The sequence below is a fragment of the Fluctibacter corallii genome (assembly GCF_025751585.1).
Taxonomy (GTDB): domain Bacteria; phylum Pseudomonadota; class Gammaproteobacteria; order Enterobacterales; family Alteromonadaceae; genus Fluctibacter_A; species Fluctibacter_A corallii.
This window is the reverse complement of sequence record NZ_JAOWKX010000005.1, coordinates 365,088-383,771: the sequence shown is the minus strand read 5'-3', so window position 1 is coordinate 383,771 and position 18,684 is coordinate 365,088. Positions and strand designations below refer to the sequence as shown.

The window sequence follows — 18,684 nt, the reverse complement described above, 5'->3', positions numbered from 1 at the left end:
AAGCACTTTGAAAAAAAACAACTCGCCTTCATCTTATAACCATACGTTATTACGCGGGTTATTTGTGCCATACCAAATAGTTTAACGCAAATACCTGTTTATTTAGCAAGGAATACCTATGCACGTTTATGAAGATAACTCATTGTCTATTGGTAATACACCTTTAGTAAAACTAAATCGCGTTACTACAGGTAATGTTTACGCGAAAATGGAAGCGAGAAACCCCAGCTTCAGTGTGAAGTGCCGTATCGGTGCAAACATGATTTGGGACGCTGAAAAGCGCGGTGTTTTAACAGAAGGTAAAGAGTTGGTTGAACCAACGAGTGGTAACACAGGCATTGCATTGGCATTCGTCGCAGCCTCTCGTGGATACAAATTAACCCTAACCATGCCAAGCAGCATGAGCCTTGAGCGCCGTAAACTGCTTAAAGCGCTTGGTGCAAATGTGGTGTTGACTGAGCCCGCAAAAGGGATGAAAGGTGCCGTTGCAAAAGCACAAGAAATTGTAGATTCAAACCCAGATAAATTCGTTTTGCTACAACAATTTGATAACCCCGCTAACCCTGAAATTCATGAAAAAACAACAGGGCCGGAGATCTGGAAAGACACCGACGGAAAAGTCGACATCTTTGTTGCTGGTGTTGGAACTGGCGGAACAATTACTGGTGTAAGTCGCTACCTCAAGAAAACGCAAGGCAAAGACATCTTGACTGTAGCCGTAGAACCAACGGATTCACCAGTAATTACCCAAGCGAAAAACGGTGAAGACCTAACGCCTGGCCCACATAAAATTCAAGGCATTGGTGCTGGCTTCATTCCAGGTAACCTAGATCTTGAAATGGTAGACACCGTAGAGCAAGTTACCAACGAAGAAGCGATGGAAATGTCACATCGCCTAATGAAAGAAGAAGGTATTCTTGCGGGTATTTCAACCGGTGCTGCGATGGTGGCGGCTAAACGTGTTGCTGAAAAGCCTGAAAATGCAGGTAAAAACGTTGTGGTGATTTTCCCAAGCTCAGCAGAGCGTTACCTGAGTAGCCCTCTGTTCGCTGGCGAGTTTTCTGAGCAAGAAGAAGTTCAGTAAACCACACTTAAACACCAATCATTATGTTGTTTTAAAGGGAACATTCGTGTTCCCTTTACTTTTTGTAACTATCCACGCAGACTAATAAGCATATTTCACGACAAAGAATGGAACATGCTTAAGTTATTTCCTCGATTTTTATACATTGTATTTTTTGCTTTTACGCTTCAAGCGTGTAGCGACAATGATGACGTTCAAAATCAAAGTGCGGGCAAATATGGGATGCTCGATCCTAATACTCCCCACTATGCGGCCATGAAGTTTTTTGAACATATTTACTACGACAGCAATTTAAACGGTGCGGTTGAACTGAGCACCCCTCGAATGGGAAGGCTTCTTCAGTCCTATCACAACAACAGAAATGTTCAACGGCATGTGCTCAACCTTATATACGACGAAGTGGAAATTCAGCCTGATGCAGGTAATAGCGTTGGTCGAGCTGAATTTGCCAAAAAAGCTGTGGTATCAGTCTTTTTCACGGGTCATCGCCACGATAAAAAACACGAAGACATTCGTGTTGTTGAAATGGTTAAAATGGATGGCGACTGGAAAGTCAGCAAAGTGCGCGCAGACAAGTATCTGTAAAACGTTTAATTAGTAAACGTCTATCCAATCAAAAAAGTGCAGTCTACACCTGCACTTTTTTGATACACTCAATCGATTATTCGCCGACTGCCACCCCTTCTCGTCGTGGATCAGCGCCCCCAATTAACTTTCCATTTTTAATCTGAATACCATGTAACCCGCTGTTTAAATCAATGATTTTCACGTTATGCCCCCATTTTTCAAATAAGGGTTTGAGATTTTCAGCTGCCGTGCCTTTTTCTAACGCAGTGTAATCATTGCGATTCGTTACTTTAGGTAAATTGATCGACTGCTGAATATCTAGATTCCAATCCAATACGCCAACTAACGTTTGCGCAACGTAACTGACAATGCGGCTTCCACCTGGCGAGCCCAATGCAAGAATGAGTTCGCCTTCTTTATTGAATACCATCGTAGGGCTCATTGCACTGCGGGGACGCTTTCTAGGTTCGATACGGTTTAAGACTTGATAATTGCCTTTCATAGGATTTAATGAAAAATCCGTTAATTGATTGTTTAGCAAAAAGCCATCTACCATGAGGCCTGAACCAAAAGCGAACTCAATACTACTGGTCATAGAAACGGCATTGCCTTCAGCATCTACAATCACTAAATGGCTGGTATTGGGTAATTCATACGCCAGCCCCTGCTCTATAAAAGCTTCAGCATAAGGCTTGCCCGCCCTTGCCTTACGCATATCCTTCTCAGGTGTAATATATTCAGAACGTCGCTTTAAATAGGTGGGATTAATCAATGCTGCAAAGGGCAAATGCGTAAAGTCAGAGTCAGCAATGTACATTTCTCTGTCGGCATACGCCAGCCTTGAAGATTGCGTAAATAAGTGGAGTGCCGTAGCGCTATTCGGTTTGTATTGAGATAACTCAAAGCCTTCGAGCATTTTTAAAATTTGCACCACGTTAATGCCCCCTGAGCTCGGCGGCGGCATACCACAGACTTTATACTCTCGATAAGACCCACACACTGGCTGGCGCTTAATGGCCTGATATTGCTTGATATCTTCCGCGGTTAATAACCCCGGATTAATCGGCGCATTTTGAACAGTTTTTGCAATATTTTTTGCTATCTCTCCTTCATAGAAGACGTCTGCGCCTTCATTAGCAATGGCGCTAAACACCTTAGCAAGGGCGGGATTTTTGCGAAGATACCCCTTTTCTACGGCGTTGCCACCCGGATAAAAATAGTTTTTTGTCGCAGCAAACTCCGTTAAACCAGGGTGAAAATTCATATTCACTAGCTTGGCAAGCCTATCTGATACCTCAAATCCATTTTTTGCGATTTTTTCAGGGTCTTCAAACAATGCCTTCCATGCTAGTTTGCCATACTCCGAGTGAGCCATTTCAAGGGCTCTCAATGTACCTGGAACCCCGACAGAATTGCCACCAACAACCGCATCGCGCCACGCCATTGGCTTACCATTTTTCATAAATAAATAGCCATTTGCATTAGACGGTGCCGTTTCTCGTCCGTCGAATGTAATAAGCTCTTTCTTTTTATTATCCCAATACAAAATGAACGAACCACCGCCGATCCCCGATGATTGTGGTTCAACGAGCGTTAGCATTGCCTGTGCAGCGATAGCAGCATCTATCGCGCTGCCCCCTTTTCTTAGCACATTTTTACCTGCCCACGAGGCAAAAGGATTGGCCGTGGCCACCATATAGTTATCAGCGACGAATGCCTTCTTTTGTGTAAATCCCGTTGCGGCTTCTGGCTCTCTATCTTCGCGCGATTGCTCAGCTTGAGAAGAAAATGCTGATAAAGAGAGGCATAAAACGAGTAATGAGCGTGTTAGTAACATCTATTCACTTCTTAAGTTATCGGTAGATTTCTTTATTTACAGGGCGTTTTTCAAGCAGTGCCGCGACGGCTTCCTGCGCAGCAGGTGATTGCAAATGACTCACAAATACATCCAGCTCATCATTCATGTGCAATGCCACTTCACGTTGATTCGCTTTGAGCAGTGCTTTCGTGTGAACAACGGCACTTCTTGGCGATTGGCTCAGCTTGGTGACGATAGCCTGAGTTATCGATTCTACATCATTCTCAAATGCGACATGGCTGATTATGCCCACATTCATTGCTTCTTCTGCTGTGAAAGGTTCACCTAGTAATAAATACTTACTGGCGATTCGATGTCCCGCCATTCTCGGTAAAAGGTAACTCGAACTGAATTCCGGTACTAGACCTAATTCAACAAACGGTAACGCGAATGACGCATTCGCAGCCGCGACGACAATATCGCAATGAAGCAGCATCGTCACTCCGATGCCTATCGCATTTCCCTGAATACAGGCCACAACTGGGATATCACACTCCATTAGCGCATGCATAAATCTGACATTTTCGCTAATGTGGCTTTCTTGGGCCGCACGCGCAAAATCGTGTAAGTCGTTTCCAGCGCAGAAGAACTCGCCTTCTGATTTTATCAGGATCACGCTAACATCTGGCGTATCTTTCACAGATTCAATAGCGTTAGCTAGTGCTTGATACATAGGTTGCGTCAATGCGTTTCGTTTTTTAGGACGATTTAACGTAATTTCTCGAACGTGTTGTGTATCGTTGACTGTTATTTCACTCATAACTATCCCCTAACAAAGATTCCTTTTTCATATAAAGACCTTACCATGCAATAATGCAGGTTGGCATTACTTACACTGAAATTTCTGCATGTCTTTTCACCTTAAATACCTAATTGGGCCATTGGCGTTTCTAACACTCTCTATTCTACTCGCCGTGCTGGATGATAGCCGTGTATGGCTTGTTTACGAACAAGATAAGATCCTTGAAGGGGAATATTGGCGTTTTATTTCGGCAAATTTACTTCACACCAACCATTATCACCTATTACTCAATGGATTAGGACTTCTACTACTTTGGAAAATTCACTATTTTCATTACTCCACATTAAAATACAGCCTAGTCTGGTTGATATCTAGCCTGTTCACAACGGTTGGCATTTTCTTGTTCTCGCAAGACTTGCATTGGTATGTGGGAATGTCTGGCACGCTTCACGGCATTTTCGTGTGGGGCGCGTTATCTGACATTACAAAAGGTTTGAAAAGTGGCTGGCTATTGCTTGTAGGCGTAGTTGGAAAATTAATATACGAGCAAACCGTAGGCGCAGATGCGGCCATTGCTTCCCTTATTGACGCCAATGTCGCTGTCGATGCCCACTTGTATGGTGCAATAGGCGGCGTATTTTCTTTTCTATTTTTGCGTTATTGTTTATCGCCTTTTCTCACAAAAAAAGGGACGTAAAACGTCCCTTTAGAGAAAAACAGTCTACAGATTAGTTTCAAACAATTTGTAGATCCTTCGATATTCATCCAACCATGAACTTGGCTGAACAAAGCCATGGGCTTCTACCGGGTAAATCGCAGTTTCAAAATCTTCCTTTTCCAACTCAATAAGTCGCTGCACTAATCTGACAACATCAACAAAAAATACGTTGTCATCTACCATGGGTGCATTCATCAGTAGCGGCTCATTTAGCCCTTCAGCAAAATATATGGGTGAACTGCGTTCATACGCGATAGGGTCAATATCTGGCGTATTAAGGATGTTAGATGTATAGCCGTGATTATAATGCGCCCAATCAGACACTGGACGTAACGCTGCACCCGCTTGGAATAAATCAGGATCGGTAAACATTGCCATGAAGGTAATGAAACCGCCGTATGACCCACCATAGTGCCCTACTCGCGCTGTATCAACATTTGCGTTTTCGCCAAGCCATTTTACGCCATCTTGAAGGTCTTCTACTTCTACCTTACCCATATGTCGATAAATAGCAGTTCTCCAATCACGTCCATATCCTTTAGACGCACGGTAGTCCATGTCCATCACAACATATCCTTGGCTAACCAAGAAGCTATGGAACATAAACTCACGGAAGTACCCCGACCATCCCAAATGCACATTTTGCAAATAGCCCGCACCGTGGCTGAATACAACGGCTTTATTTTTGTCTCCCTGAAGGTAATTCTCAGGTAAGTACACACGCGCATAAACAGGTTCATTTGTGTGACTCGACGGAACAGGCACAATTTGCGGTTCAACCCAATCAATGGACGTAAACTCATCTGATACCGTATTTGTAATTTTTTGAGCCTTACTGGCCGATACTGATTTAACGTATAACTCCGGCGGCATCGTTAGCTTAGAGTGAGTAAGGAGCAATTTTGACTGATCTGGACTTAACACATAATCTGTCATGCCATTTAAGTCAGTTAACTGCTCAACATTTCCAGAAGCAATGTTTACACGATAAATTTCGTAGATACCAGGATGTTTCTTATTACCTTTGAAGTAGATGTACTGGTCGGCATCCCCCAACGTCAGCTCACTCACCTCAAATTTACCTGCTGTAAGTTGACGTTCTTTTTGTCCAGGAGACAGCAAATAGATGTGAGAGTAACCACTTTGCTCAGACAAAAAATACAGCTGATCACTGTTGTTTAACCAACCAAATTCATTAAAGGTGTAGTTAACCCACGCATCATCATGTAAGCGATGTTGTGGCACAAATTCTTTTTTGTCGAAATCAACAGTCGCAATCCAACGATCTTTGTTATCCCACGCCTCAAGCATAATAGCGACTTGATCGCCGTTGCGGTTCCACTGGATAGCGTTCTGTGACCAACCCCAGTCTTGCATCAGGCCGATATCACGAGGAAGGCGGTTGGTTGTATAGGTTTCACCGTTTGCCTCGGCATTCTCTTTTTTCACTGCCGCTAGCACATCTTCGTTATAGCCAGGAAGGACAGTATAAGACAATTCTTTTTGCTCACCCGACGCCAGATTTAACAACCAAACTTGATTACTTTGTGGTTCTGTTTCGGCTACACGACGGCGTACTTTTTCAGCTTTAATTCTTCCGTCTTCACCAATGTAATTTGGCATAATGTCTTCGTCACCACGCCATGGTGTATCTTCTTCACTCACCACAACCGCCCATTTACCATTGGGAGATAGGCTTGAGGCCACTGTTCTGTGGTTTTTGGGAAGGTAGAAGTCGTCAGGAGCCATAGATTCATTCGACGCACTGAGGGCTTTTTCACGCTCAAAACGTTTTTCGGCATCGCTGCGCTTTTTAGCAACCACACGCATCAATTTTTGCTGTTCTTGCGCGATGTAATCACGTGGCGGCTCTACTGCTTTTGGTGCTTCCTGATACTTCCACGACACCAGTTTCTCAACCAGTCCCGTTGCAGGATTTACCGCCATTATTGCATCATTCAGATGATAAGAGATTCTACCATCCTGAAGAAATGCCAAGCTGTGCGCATTACGGTTGTCTTTCGTCAATTGACGGACCAATCCGGTTTTCACGTCTTTAAAAAACACATTCCCTTCAAACTCCCAAGCATATAACCGTTTGTCACGGTTAAATACGCCATTTCCATAGTCTTTTACGTGGAGATTTTTTAACGCAACTACATCGCCGTTGCCATTGTCTTGTAGCTCTTTTTCATATAAATCATATAAAGGTGAGCCCTCTTGCTTTCTTGAATAAAGCACGGCATTGCCATCTAAGCGCCAATAAGCACCGACAGGCTGTCGGCCCAGCCAATCTGGGTCAGACATAATTTTTTCGAGGCTTAATGTGCCTTGTTCTGGCGTTTTTGCCATCTCTGGTGTGATAATCGATACATTATTGTTACTTGAAGCAGCACGCTCGGTTTGGGTATTGTCCACGCTCGCACAAGCCACCAAACTTGCCGATAGCGCCGCCATCAATAGCGATTTTGTATATTGATGCATTCTCATTCCTGATTTGACTTTTTATTAGCAGGCGTATTAAAACCTATGAGGTATTTAAGGTAAACCTGTGATCTTATTTTTATGTAAAAAGATAGTAATACTACTTATCACTAATGCTGCTTCATTCAAAATACAGATCACACCGCAATAGCGAGCAAGCGGTTAAATTAATCAGAATAGAATTAATAATAATGTCGATATTCACCTTTATGGAGACTCCTATGAAACTCAAGGCGGCCCTTTTCGCGTTTGCTATCGCGGCGACGCCCGCGTTAGCTAATGATTGCCCTGACGTACTGAAATTTCTGAAACGTAAACTTAATTCTCAAGAAACAGTCAATTTGTGTAAAGCCTATTCAGGTAAAACCCTGTTATTTGTTAACACCGCAAGCTATTGCGGATTTACGCCTCAATTCGAAGGATTAGAAAAACTCTATTCTGATTACAAAGATGAAGGATTGGTGGTATTGGGCTTTCCTTCTCACGACTTTAATCAGGAAGATAAAGACGAAGGCAAAACCGCTGAGTTATGCGAATTAACGTATGGCGTTCAGTTTCCAATGTTCGAGCCTCTGTCAGTCAGGGGAGATGACGCCGATCCTTTATATAGAATGCTTGCGAAAAAGTCAGGAACCACACCCAAATGGAACTTTTACAAATATCTTGTGAATAAAGAGGGAGATGTTGTGGAATCCTATTCTTCTTTTACCAAACCAGATGACAAAGAGTTTATTGAAGACATCGAACGCGCAATTCGCCTGTAAGTATTTTTTCACATAAAAAAGCCCCGCGGGGATGCGGGGCGAATAAGCACACTCAACTTGGAACACACTATAGCTGCAAACATCACACACAAAAGATGATTGCAAAGCTAACAGCATTAATTTAGGCACCACCTCATTTAATTAGTTCCGAAATTTTTTTATCAAACGTTCGGTAAACGTCACTTACGCGTTCCTCGCCCATTGCAAGTCCTTCTGCGTAAAAGAAATTTACATCATTGATGCCTAAAAAATTAAATACATCTTTTAAATATTGAGTTTGAGAATCTTTCTCCGTTCCGGCGTAATAGCCGCCTCGCGTAGCGACAATAATAACCTTTTTGTTGCCTAGTAGCCCTTCAGGCCCCTGCTCTGTATATTTGAATGTAATCCCAGCTCTCGCCACACGATCAATCCACGCCTTAAAGGTTGATGGTACACCAAAGTTATACATCGGCATGCCAATGACTAACGTGTCGGCATCTTGCAGCTCGGCAATCAATGTGTCTGATAAGCTTGCAAGATTTTGCTGTTTTTCAGTACGTTGCTCAATGGGTGTTATCCACGCTTCCATTTCTTCCTGCTCTAAATGAGGAATAGGGTTTTGGGCAACATCTCGTTGAGCGGCCTGCGTACTCTCTTTTGCTTGCATCATATCGATAACAGCATTCACCATTTTTGATGAATGGCTTTGATCTGGGTGAATACCAGTGTAAATGGCTAAAACGCGTTTCATAATCTGTCCTCCAATTGCGATGGATGCAGATTACAGGGTGAGACAAAGTAAAAAAATCGGAGAATTTTGAGGAGCCAGTTCAAATTATTTGAACTGGCTTTAGTACAGACTAAATTGCTTATATAAAATGAGCAAATGCGTGTTCAAAGTCGCTAACGATATCTTCGATATCTTCAATTCCCACTGAAAAACGGATCATGTTGTCATGAATCCCCATTTTTGCTCGTTCCTCAGGTGTATTTTCATAAAAAATCGTACTTGCAACAGGTAATGCTAAGGTTCGTGTATCACCTAAATGGGTTGCACAAATCACTAAAGACAGCTGATTGAGGAAACGGTGAGCATCGATGTCATCTCGTAAAACAATACTGAAAATCCCCCCATAAGTACCATTAAACATCTCTCTGGCAATAAAATGCTGAGGGTGATCGCTCAATCCTGGGTAGTACACCTGCTCAACAGCATCGTGACTATGTAGGTAGGTAGCAAGCCGCAATGCATTTTCGCACACGCGCTGTATCCGCATTGCCATGGTTTCTAAACCAATAGATATTTGGTGTGCAGACTGCGGTGGTAGCGTCGCGCCAAGATCGCGTAAGCCGCGTTTACGAATTTGCGTAAGCCCCCACTGAGAAGGCTCCCCTTTTTGGTACATGGGCAAAATATTGGGATAATGTGACCAATCGAATAGCCCAGTATCGACAATAACACCTCCCAGCACATTGCCATGCCCCGCCACGTACTTGGTTAGTGATGTCATGGTAATAGAGGCTTGCACGCCTTTGGCATCAAACACCAAACTGGGTGTCATCGTATTATCTACAAGGAACAAAAGCCCACTGTTTGCGCATAATTGGCCAATAGCGCCCAAGTCGGCCACCTGCGTGACAGGATTCGCTATTGTTTCCACGTACACGGCTCGAGTATTGTTTTTAACCTCTCTTTCAACCGCTTGCACATCTGTTACATCAACCAAGCTGACTTCAACACCAAATTGACTCAGGGTTTCTATGAAGCTGCGTGTATTACCAAATAAAAACTGGCTGACAATAATATGATCTCCCGCCCGTAATAATGCGAGAAGCGTTGACGAGATGGCGGCCATACCAGTAGCAAATGTCACCGCCCCAACACCTTGCTCCATATTATTGAGAATGGTTTGAAGCGCAGCATTCGACGCAGTAGAAGAGCGAGAATAGACATGCCCCACCTGCTTTCCTTGGAAAACATCCACTAAATCTTGAACATCCTCGTATTCAAATAAAACGGAATTGCTCGTGGGATAATGAACCGCGCCATTGGCAGGTTTATTGAGTTTACGGTCAGCGTGAACCAATTTCGTTGTGATGCCTTTATATGACACGCATTTACTCCAATTTATTATTTCAGTGTGGGCTGTAAAAAGAATGATTTTCCAATTTTACGATACCACAATACCCCAAATCTGTTGACTTTGAATAATGGAATTTCTCGCAAAGCTGTAATTGTGCAGCAACATTAAAATAATAGGCTTGAAGTATAACTCTGCATCACCAAATATATAATCAATCATCCCCTATTTAAAAGTCCGTAAATTATGTGCATTTTGTTTCTCGCTATTGAACAGCATCCCGATTACCCACTGATTGTTGCAGCAAATCGAGATGAATTTTATGCACGCCCCACTGAACCGTCACAATTTTGGAGAGCACAACCTGAACTTTTGGCCGGAAAAGATCGCGAAGCCGGTGGCACATGGATGGGCATGTCCAAAACAGGAAAATTTAGTGCGTTGACTAATTTTCGGGATCCGCGCTTAGTAAAATCAAACATGACAAGCCGCGGATATTTAACATTAGACTATTTAACAAAGCCAAATAAAGACGATGACTATCTCGAATTGCTCAAACAAACCCGCGGGGAATACAACGGATATAATTTACTGTTTGGCAATTGGCGAAACCTGCAAGTTTACAACAACATCACCAACGAGGCGGTACATTTAAGCGCTGGCGTGCATAGTATCTCTAATGGCGATATTCATAGCCAATGGCCCAAGATGCAGTCTGGCATCAACGATCTTAAGCGTGCTTGTATGTCATCTACGCCACTTAACCACACCTCTCTTTTTAACTTATTAAAAAATGGTCAAGTAGCGAGCGATACGCACTTACCCGATACAGGCGTGCCTTTTGAGCTGGAAAAAGCCCTATCATCAATATTCATTCAGCTTGAGAACTATGGCACGCGCTCTTCAACTCTGTTAACCATAGACAAAAATGAAACCGTATTGTGGTTGGAGCGAACCTTTGACAAAAACGGGCAATGTGCTTTACAAAAAAATGTTTCTTTTTCATTAAAATAGATAGATTAGAGCCTCGTAATTTATCCACGTAATGGCATAATGACGCCAAGGAATTCTATGTCATTGAGGCTACCATGTTTGAAGTACTACCCAAAATACCCGCCGATCCCATTCTTGGGCTGTCGGCTGCATACAAAGCTGATCCAAACCCGAATAAAATCGATTTGGGAGTAGGCGTTTATAAAGATGAGAACGGCAATACGCCCATTTTAGATTCCGTTATTAAAGCCCAGTCGGTGCTGTTGGAATCAGAAATATCTAAAACCTACATTACACCGCAAGGTGTGCCGGGCTTTATTACGGGTATGCTAACGTTACTGCTTGGTAAAGAAAGCAAAGCACTATTATCAAACCGCGTCGCGGCTGTGCAATCACCAGGGGGCTGCGGTGCGCTTAGAATTTTAGCTGAATTAATCAAACGCTGTAACAGTGACACAACCGTTTGGGTCAGTGATCCTACTTGGGCCAACCACATTCCCCTAATAGGCGATGCAGGTCTAAACATTGAGACCTATCCCTACTTTGATAAATCTACTGCCAGTATCAAATTCGATGAAATGGTAGATTGCTTAAAACAAGTGAAGAAAGGCGATGTTGTCCTATTACATGGTTGCTGCCACAACCCTACTGGTGCTGATTTAACCAACGAGCAATGGGATGAAGTTCTCCGGATTGCCCAACAAACTGGCTTTATTCCATTTATTGATACGGCATATCAGGGCTTTGGAGATGGCTTAGAGGAAGATGCTTATGGATTGCGTTTAATGGCTGAAAACTTGCCAGAGGTGATTATTGCGGCATCTTGCTCTAAAAACTTTGGTCTATACAGAGAGCGCGTTGGTCTTGCTGCAATGATCACGAGCGACGCCGCTATGCGTGATATCGTTCAATCACAAATACAGTCTGTAGCCAGAGGCATCTATTCCATGCCACCCTCTTATGGTGGTGCGTTAGTAGACATCATTTTGAATAACGAAGCGTTAAAAGCCCAGTGGACAAATGAAGTCAATGAAATGAGAACACGTATGCAAACGCTGCGTCAACTTCTCGTAGACAAACTAGCTGAAAATGGCGCTTCTAAAGACTTCTCCTTTGTGACTCAGCAAAAAGGGATGTTTAGCTTCTTGTGTATTTCACCTGAGCAAGTTAAAAAGGTACGTGATGAACATAGCGTTTACTTCGTAGACTCAAGCCGTGTCAACATTGCTGGCATTAGTCGAGGTAATGTAGATGCGCTCGCAAAAGCCCTTGTATCGGTGCTTTAACGCCTAAATACAGACAACAATTCGTCGATTAAAATGCAAAAGGCCGCTTTTTATTAAGCGGCCTTTTTTGAATCTACAATGTAATCGTTAGTTTAACCCTTAAGGTTTACGCATTCATTACCTCAATGTGCTCGATCGCTATTTCTCGGGTAAATGGCGTTCCTGGAATTTCCGCCAAAACACTGGGGGCTTCACCAGCATTGATAGAGAGCACACGAAAAATACTGTCTACTGCAAGGGTTCCATGCTCCTCTATAAAACCTGGCGTTAACAGGTCAGAACGATACCTCACAAGTGCATTGACTAAACGCTCGGGGTTTTGAGTTATACCTTCTTGCATAACGATTTACAGCCTCACTACTACATAACTGCTCAAAAACGCGGCGATTATACTGATATCTAAGCTGTATTGAATCTTTATGAAAGTTTTAACGCTGTATAGATTAATTTACAATTTATAAAACAATTGTAAAACCATATTAATATCAATAAATTAACGCTTCGTCACCTAGCTGTTTAATTTTTGCGTTAACACTCTATCGAAGGTATTCGCAAAGGTTTGTTTATCACTTTGCCCCAGCGGGGGTGGCCCACCAGTATGTACTCCGCTAGATCGGATTGTATCGAGAAAGTCACGCATATTGAGTCTTGAACCAATATTTTCTTTGGTTAGTGCCTCACCTCGAAAATTAATCACACTCACCTGTTTCGCAATGGCATCAGAGGCAAGAGGAAGATCCGACGTAATTAACATATCGCCAGATTCTATACGCTGTACCAATTCATTATCAGCAACATCGAACCCTTGCTCAACCTGCAAAAATGCAATATTTTTCGCTGGTGGCACCTTGACATAGTGATTGGCCACAAGAGTAAGTTGAACACCCGTGCGTTGCGCCGCTTTAAATAGCACCTCTTTGATAATATTCGGGCATCCATCCGCATCTACCCAAACCGTAAACTGACTCATCGCCTTTTACCACATTAAGTCATCTGGGATTTCGTAGTCAGCATACCATTCGTCTTCTTCTGCGCTTTCTACTTTGGCTTCTTCAACCTGCTGTTTGTCAGCACGATAAAGCACAATATCGGCATCTCTTTGCTCAAGTTTGTCAGCCACTGGAGTGGGGACAATTTCATATTCTTCATCAAGCTTAACGATGGCGAGTTTACCCAGAGTGATACGGCGATGCGTTTTCTCGTCAACCATCACGCGCTTCACTACATTGTCGTCTGTAAAGTTACAGGCAATATCACCCGTATTTTTCGGTTGCTTATTGACGGTAATTAGCTGCTTAATTTGGGCTAAAACCGCTTTTTTCTCAGCTTCCTCTTTCGCTTTGAGGTTTAGCTGTCTGTCTTTTTCAACCTTTTCTACCCGCGCCTTTTCAGCCGCGATCTTATTTTCATCGACAATTTCAGTTTTATGCTTTTGCTTTTGTTTAATTTTTTTGTGCTTTTCTTTTTTGACTTGTTGCGCTTTTTTCTTGTCGGTCAGTCCAGCTTTTAGCAACTGTTCTTGAAGTGATAGTGCCATGATCTTGCTCTGAATGTGTATCGATGTAATTGAAAATAAAATAAGGCCGCAAGTATACCACTTACGGCCTGAGATTTTTACTGCCTATTGAAACGGCTATTTTTTCTTTTTACGCTTGTCTTCAACCACCCATTTTCCGTCGGTGAACCATGCAGACCACCCCGACGCTTTGCCCTCAGGCGTTTCAGACATGATGTATTGTTGTTTAGTTTTTCGGCTATAACGCACTAACGTTCGATTACCATCAGGATCGGCCGCAGGTGCATCCGCCAAATAATAAAACTTAGGCGAAATTCTATCTCTGAAACGCGCTAGCTCGTCAACAAACGGCGCGCGTGTTTCTCTAGACTTAGGGAAGTTGTGTGCAGCTAAAAAGATCCCCGATGCGCCGTCTCGTAAAACAAAATGCGCGTCAGACTTCTCACACGGTAGCTCGGGTAAATCTACCGGATCTTCTTTTGGCGGCGCGACTTCCCCATTTTTCAATAGCTTACGCGTATTTTTACAGTTTTCATTAGTACAGCCAAAATACTTGCCAAAACGACCATTTTTTAGCTCCATGTCACTGCCACATTTGTCACACTCAATCAATGGCCCGTCATAGCCTTTGATTTTGAAGGTACCTTGTTCGACATACGTGCCCGGACAAGTGGGCGTATTACCACACACGTGCAGTTTACGTTTTTCATCGACAAGATAGCTATCCATTGCTGTGCCACAAACATGGCATCGGCGCTTGGCTCTGAGTGCTTCAGTCTCTAACTCTTCATCATCGTCGACTTTGATCACTTCGTCGCCCGGTGTCAGATTTTTTGTTCCTGTGCATCGCTCTTTGGGCGGTAGATTATACCCTGAGCAGCCCAGAAAAACGCCTGTACTCGCCGTTCTCACATTCATTGGGCGACTACATACATCACAACCAATTTCAGTTTCAACCGCCTGATTCGGACGCATACCGCCTTCGTCAGGATCTTTTTCAGCTTGCAATAGTTTCTGATAAAAGTCTTTATAGAAGTCGTTAAGTACTTCCTTCCAGTTTGCCTTTCCATCAGCGATTTCATCTAACTGCTGTTCCATGTTGGCAGTAAAGTCATAACTGATTAGGTCATCAAAATTTTCTAACAAGCGATCATTAACAATTTCACCCATTTTTTCTGCATAGAAGCGCTTGTTTTCCAAACGGACATAGCCACGGTCTTGAATGGTTGAAATAATACTTGCGTAAGTTGAAGGTCGGCCAATTCCGCGCTTTTCCAATTCTTTAACCAAAGATGCTTCATTGAAGCGAGCTACTGGCTTGGTAAAATGCTGTTTAGGATCAAGTGCTTTGAGATCTAAGCTATCTCCCTCTTTTACGTCGGGCAGCATTAAATCCTCGTCGCCTTTTTTCTTCACCTGAGGTTGCACCTTAGTCCAACCATCAAACTTCATCACCCGCCCTTTTGCAGATAGCTCGTAGTCACCCGCTTTCACTTTAATCGTAGTAGCAAAGTACTCGGCTGGTACCATTTGACACGCAACAAACTGACGCCAAATCAACTCATATAAACGCTGAGCATCACGCTCCATATCTTTAAGCGAATCAGATTTAACATTTACGTTAGAGGGGCGTATCGCTTCGTGCGCCTCTTGTGCCCCTTCTTTGCTACCATAACGGATAGGTGAATCAGGTAGATAGTTGTCACCGAAATTGTCAGAAATAAAACCACGGCAACTATCAAGCGCTTCTTGACTCAAATTGGTTGAATCGGTACGCATATAGGTAATATGACCCGCTTCGTACAATCTTTGGGCCATCGTCATGGTTTTTTTCACGCCAAACCCCAACCGCGTACTCGCAGCTTGTTGGAGCGTAGAGGTGATAAATGGGGCTGAAGGCTTGCTTTTAGTCGGCTTAGATTCGCGACTAATAACGTGGTAAGACGCTTCGTTTAAATCTGCAACTGCGGCGTCTGCATCTGCTTTATTTTTTGGCTTAAATGCATCACCCTGATGCTTATTAACCAGCATTCTAAGTGGTGACGATGCAGCTTGTAAGTCTGCGTGAATATCCCAAAATTCTTCAGGAATAAATGCTTTAATTTCGCGCTCACGTTCAACAACAAGTCGCACAGCTACCGACTGAACACGCCCTGCGGATAGTCCGCGCGCTATTTTTTTCCACAAAAGTGGCGATACCATGAATCCAACAACGCGGTCTAGAAAACGCCTTGCTTGCTGCGCATTTACGCGCTCTACATTAACTTCACCAGGATCAGAAAACGCGTCTTGAATTGCGTTTTTAGTGATCTCGTTAAACACAACACGTTGATACGTTTTATCTTTAGATCCGAGCAATTCTTGCAAATGCCAAGCAATCGCTTCCCCCTCTCTATCCAAATCGGTTGCGAGGTAGATTGTGTCAGCATCTTTTGCCAATTTCTTTAATTCATTAACGACTTTTTCTTTGCCGTTAAGCACTTCGTAATGGGCTTTCCAATCCTTTTCTGGATCGACCCCCATACGGTCGACCAACTTCTGATATTCGTGGTGACGTAAATATTCCTGACGCTCGTTTTCGGGTAACGTCTTTAATTCTTTTGCTGTTTTTTTAGGCGGAACTTTACCTAATGCCTTCGTTGGGAGGTCTCTGACATGCCCAACACTGGATTTTACAATAAAATTTTTGCCGAGATATTTATTTATCGTTTTAGCCTTAGCAGGCGACTCGACAATCACCAGTGATTTTGTCATATATTTGTGCTTAACCTTTGATTTATATGGGTTTTACTTCATTTTAGGTGGTTTATCACTCACCTATCACCCCTGTTCTCTTTTTTAAGATATATCTACAAAGTGAATAGAAAACAAGTTCTTCTTCATACTTATATATAAAGGTAGATAAATGCTGTATGTTTTTTGACCTTCGAGATTTGGCAAGGTTTTGAAAAAACGTATAATGTTACTCATCTAATGACGATGAATAAATCTAGAACATCTTTTTATAAGAAAACATGAATCACCAATGAGTGCGAATGCTTTCTTATGAGATCTGAGTATACGCACAGAATGACGATAAAAAGACGCGTAACACTCCTATGATGCCAAGTTAGCTATTGTCTTGGCTGCAATACATAAATCAAGATGCAAAGGTACTTAAGTGAACCCAGTATCTTGTTTACAAACGAGGGTAACATGAAGCAGTTTGAAGTGAATTTTGATGGGTTAGTTGGCCCAACGCACAATTATGCTGGCTTGTCATTTGGCAATGTGGCATCACTGAGCAATGCTAGTGCATCAAGCAGTCCAAAACAAGCCGCCATACAGGGCCTAGAAAAAATGAAGGCGTTGTCTGACATGGGTATGGTTCAGGGTGTGCTTGCTCCTCAGGAACGTCCAGATATTTACGCTTTACGTCGCTTAGGTTTTACAGGCTCTGATGCGCGTGTATTAGAAGAAGCTGCCAAACATGCGCCCGCCATTTTCCGAGCATGCTGTTCAGCCTCTAGCATGTGGACAGCTAACGCAGCAACTGTGTCACCAAGCGCAGATACGGCTGATGGCAAAGTTCACTTTACACCAGCTAACCTTACAAATAAGTATCATCGCTCGTTAGAGCCAGAAGTAACCGGCCGAATTTTAAAGGGAACATTCGCTGACTCTAAACATTTCAGCCACCATACCCACTTACCTGATAATGAACATTTCGGCGATGAGGGTGCAGCGAATCACACCCGTTTGTGTAGCGAGTACGGAAAGCCTGGCGTAGAAATTTTTGTATACGGCCGCTACGCATTTGATGACAGCAAATCAGCTCCGCAAAAATATCCAGCCAGACAGACATTTGAAGCCAGTCAAGCTATCGCTAGATTGCATGGTTTAAGTGATGAAAATGTCGTGTATATTCAGCAAAACCCAGACGTAATAGACCAAGGTGTATTCCACAACGATGTGATCTCTGTCGGCAACCAAAATGTGTTGTTTTATCATGAGCAAGCATTTGCAAATACTGACAATGCGTTAGCTGAAATTCGTCAGAAATTTGAAGGAGACGAATTACATTTTATCAGAGTAGATACGTCTGCAGTCTCAGTACAAGAAGCTGTAAAAACTTACTTATTCAATACCCAAATTATTACTCTGCCCAACGGCGAAATGGCAATAATTGCCCCCACCGAGTGCCGTGACAGTGAAGCAGTATCGAATTACCTAGATTCACTGGTTACGCTAAATACGCCGATCAAGCAGGTTCATTACTTTGACGTTAAACAAAGTATGAGAAACGGCGGAGGTCCAGCCTGCTTAAGACTTCGTGTTGCCCTTAACGAGCAAGAGTTGACGGCAGTTAACCAAAACACATTAATTAATGATGCCCAATTTGAGCGCTTGCATAAATGGATAGAAAAACACTACCGCGATGAATTAAAAGAAGACGACCTACGTGATCCCCAGCTATTAATTGAGTCAAGAACAGCGCTGGACGAACTCACTCAAATTCTTAAAATCGGCTCAGTGTATCCATTCCAAAGAGAAGTATAATGATAGCGACATGCTTTTCGTATAAGTGATGAGAAAAGCATGGCATCAGCACACAGTAAAAAACCCAGCA

General features: G+C 43.0%; 16 protein-coding genes. 7 read left to right on the top strand and 9 right to left on the bottom strand.

Translation table 11 applies throughout. The features are described from left to right. Positions 1–118 precede the first annotated feature (118 nt). Complete coding sequence (cysK, locus tag OE749_RS11815; protein WP_263712665.1) at positions 119–1,084, top strand: cysteine synthase A; 966 nt, start codon at positions 119–121, stop codon at positions 1,082–1,084. Between the two features lie 114 nt (positions 1,085–1,198). Beyond that, positions 1,199–1,669: a hypothetical protein gene (locus OE749_RS11810; protein ID WP_263712664.1), complete on the top strand. Its 471-nt coding sequence runs from the start codon at positions 1,199–1,201 to the stop codon at positions 1,667–1,669. Positions 1,670–1,745: 76 nt separating this feature from the next. Here the strand turns inward: OE749_RS11810 and ggt are convergent, their stop codons facing one another. Continuing rightward, the gene (gene ggt / locus OE749_RS11805; RefSeq protein ID WP_263712663.1) at positions 1,746–3,488 is read right to left on the bottom strand and encodes a gamma-glutamyltransferase; all 1,743 of its coding nucleotides are present in this window, start codon (positions 3,486–3,488) and stop codon (positions 1,746–1,748) included. A gap of 16 nt (positions 3,489–3,504) precedes the next feature. Next, positions 3,505–4,269 (bottom strand): enoyl-CoA hydratase-related protein, encoded by a 765-nt coding sequence (locus OE749_RS11800; protein ID WP_263712662.1) that lies wholly within the window; start codon positions 4,267–4,269, stop codon positions 3,505–3,507. A gap of 88 nt (positions 4,270–4,357) precedes the next feature. Here OE749_RS11800 and rrtA point away from each other — a divergent pair, with 88 nt between their 5' ends. After that, entirely contained in the window at positions 4,358–4,948 is a 591-nt protein-coding gene (gene rrtA / locus OE749_RS11795; protein WP_263712661.1) for a rhombosortase, read from the top strand. 24 nt (positions 4,949–4,972) lie between these two features. On the opposite strand, the gene OE749_RS11790 is transcribed toward rrtA, so the two are convergent. Next, on the bottom strand, positions 4,973–7,453 hold the full coding sequence (locus OE749_RS11790) for a S9 family peptidase (protein WP_263712660.1): 2,481 nt from the start codon (positions 7,451–7,453) through the stop codon (positions 4,973–4,975). 221 nt (positions 7,454–7,674) lie between these two features. Here OE749_RS11790 and OE749_RS11785 point away from each other — a divergent pair, with 221 nt between their 5' ends. Then, a complete protein-coding gene (locus OE749_RS11785) occupies positions 7,675–8,217 on the top strand; it encodes a glutathione peroxidase (protein WP_263712659.1) in 543 nt (180 codons plus the stop codon). A gap of 133 nt (positions 8,218–8,350) precedes the next feature. Here OE749_RS11785 and OE749_RS11780 read toward each other — a convergent pair whose 3' ends face one another. Continuing rightward, positions 8,351–8,950: an FMN-dependent NADH-azoreductase gene (locus OE749_RS11780; RefSeq protein ID WP_263712658.1), complete on the bottom strand. Its 600-nt coding sequence runs from the start codon at positions 8,948–8,950 to the stop codon at positions 8,351–8,353. Positions 8,951–9,068: 118 nt separating this feature from the next. Next, the gene (locus OE749_RS11775; RefSeq protein WP_263712657.1) at positions 9,069–10,313 is read right to left on the bottom strand and encodes a cystathionine gamma-synthase family protein; all 1,245 of its coding nucleotides are present in this window, start codon (positions 10,311–10,313) and stop codon (positions 9,069–9,071) included. A 213-nt stretch (positions 10,314–10,526) separates the two neighbouring features. Between OE749_RS11775 and OE749_RS11770 the strand changes: the two genes are divergently transcribed. Continuing rightward, positions 10,527–11,294 (top strand): NRDE family protein, encoded by a 768-nt coding sequence (locus OE749_RS11770; protein ID WP_263712656.1) that lies wholly within the window; start codon positions 10,527–10,529, stop codon positions 11,292–11,294. Between the two features lie 74 nt (positions 11,295–11,368). Further along, positions 11,369–12,559 (top strand): amino acid aminotransferase, encoded by a 1,191-nt coding sequence (locus OE749_RS11765; protein WP_263712655.1) that lies wholly within the window; start codon positions 11,369–11,371, stop codon positions 12,557–12,559. A gap of 106 nt (positions 12,560–12,665) precedes the next feature. Here OE749_RS11765 and OE749_RS11760 read toward each other — a convergent pair whose 3' ends face one another. The 4 genes from OE749_RS11760 to topA form a co-directional block, all read right to left on the bottom strand. After that, on the bottom strand, positions 12,666–12,899 hold the full coding sequence (locus OE749_RS11760) for a hypothetical protein (RefSeq protein WP_263712654.1): 234 nt from the start codon (positions 12,897–12,899) through the stop codon (positions 12,666–12,668). Positions 12,900–13,067: 168 nt separating this feature from the next. Further along, complete coding sequence (locus OE749_RS11755; RefSeq protein WP_263712653.1) at positions 13,068–13,529, bottom strand: YaiI/YqxD family protein; 462 nt, start codon at positions 13,527–13,529, stop codon at positions 13,068–13,070. Positions 13,530–13,535: 6 nt separating this feature from the next. Next, complete coding sequence (locus OE749_RS11750; protein ID WP_263712652.1) at positions 13,536–14,096, bottom strand: DUF2058 domain-containing protein; 561 nt, start codon at positions 14,094–14,096, stop codon at positions 13,536–13,538. Between the two features lie 96 nt (positions 14,097–14,192). Beyond that, positions 14,193–16,829 (bottom strand): type I DNA topoisomerase, encoded by a 2,637-nt coding sequence (gene topA / locus OE749_RS11745; RefSeq protein WP_263712651.1) that lies wholly within the window; start codon positions 16,827–16,829, stop codon positions 14,193–14,195. A 441-nt stretch (positions 16,830–17,270) separates the two neighbouring features. Here topA and astB point away from each other — a divergent pair, with 441 nt between their 5' ends. Next, positions 17,271–18,614, top strand: coding sequence for an N-succinylarginine dihydrolase (gene astB / locus OE749_RS11740; RefSeq protein WP_263712650.1), 1,344 nt, complete (start codon positions 17,271–17,273; stop codon positions 18,612–18,614). Positions 18,615–18,684: the final 70 nt, after the last annotated feature.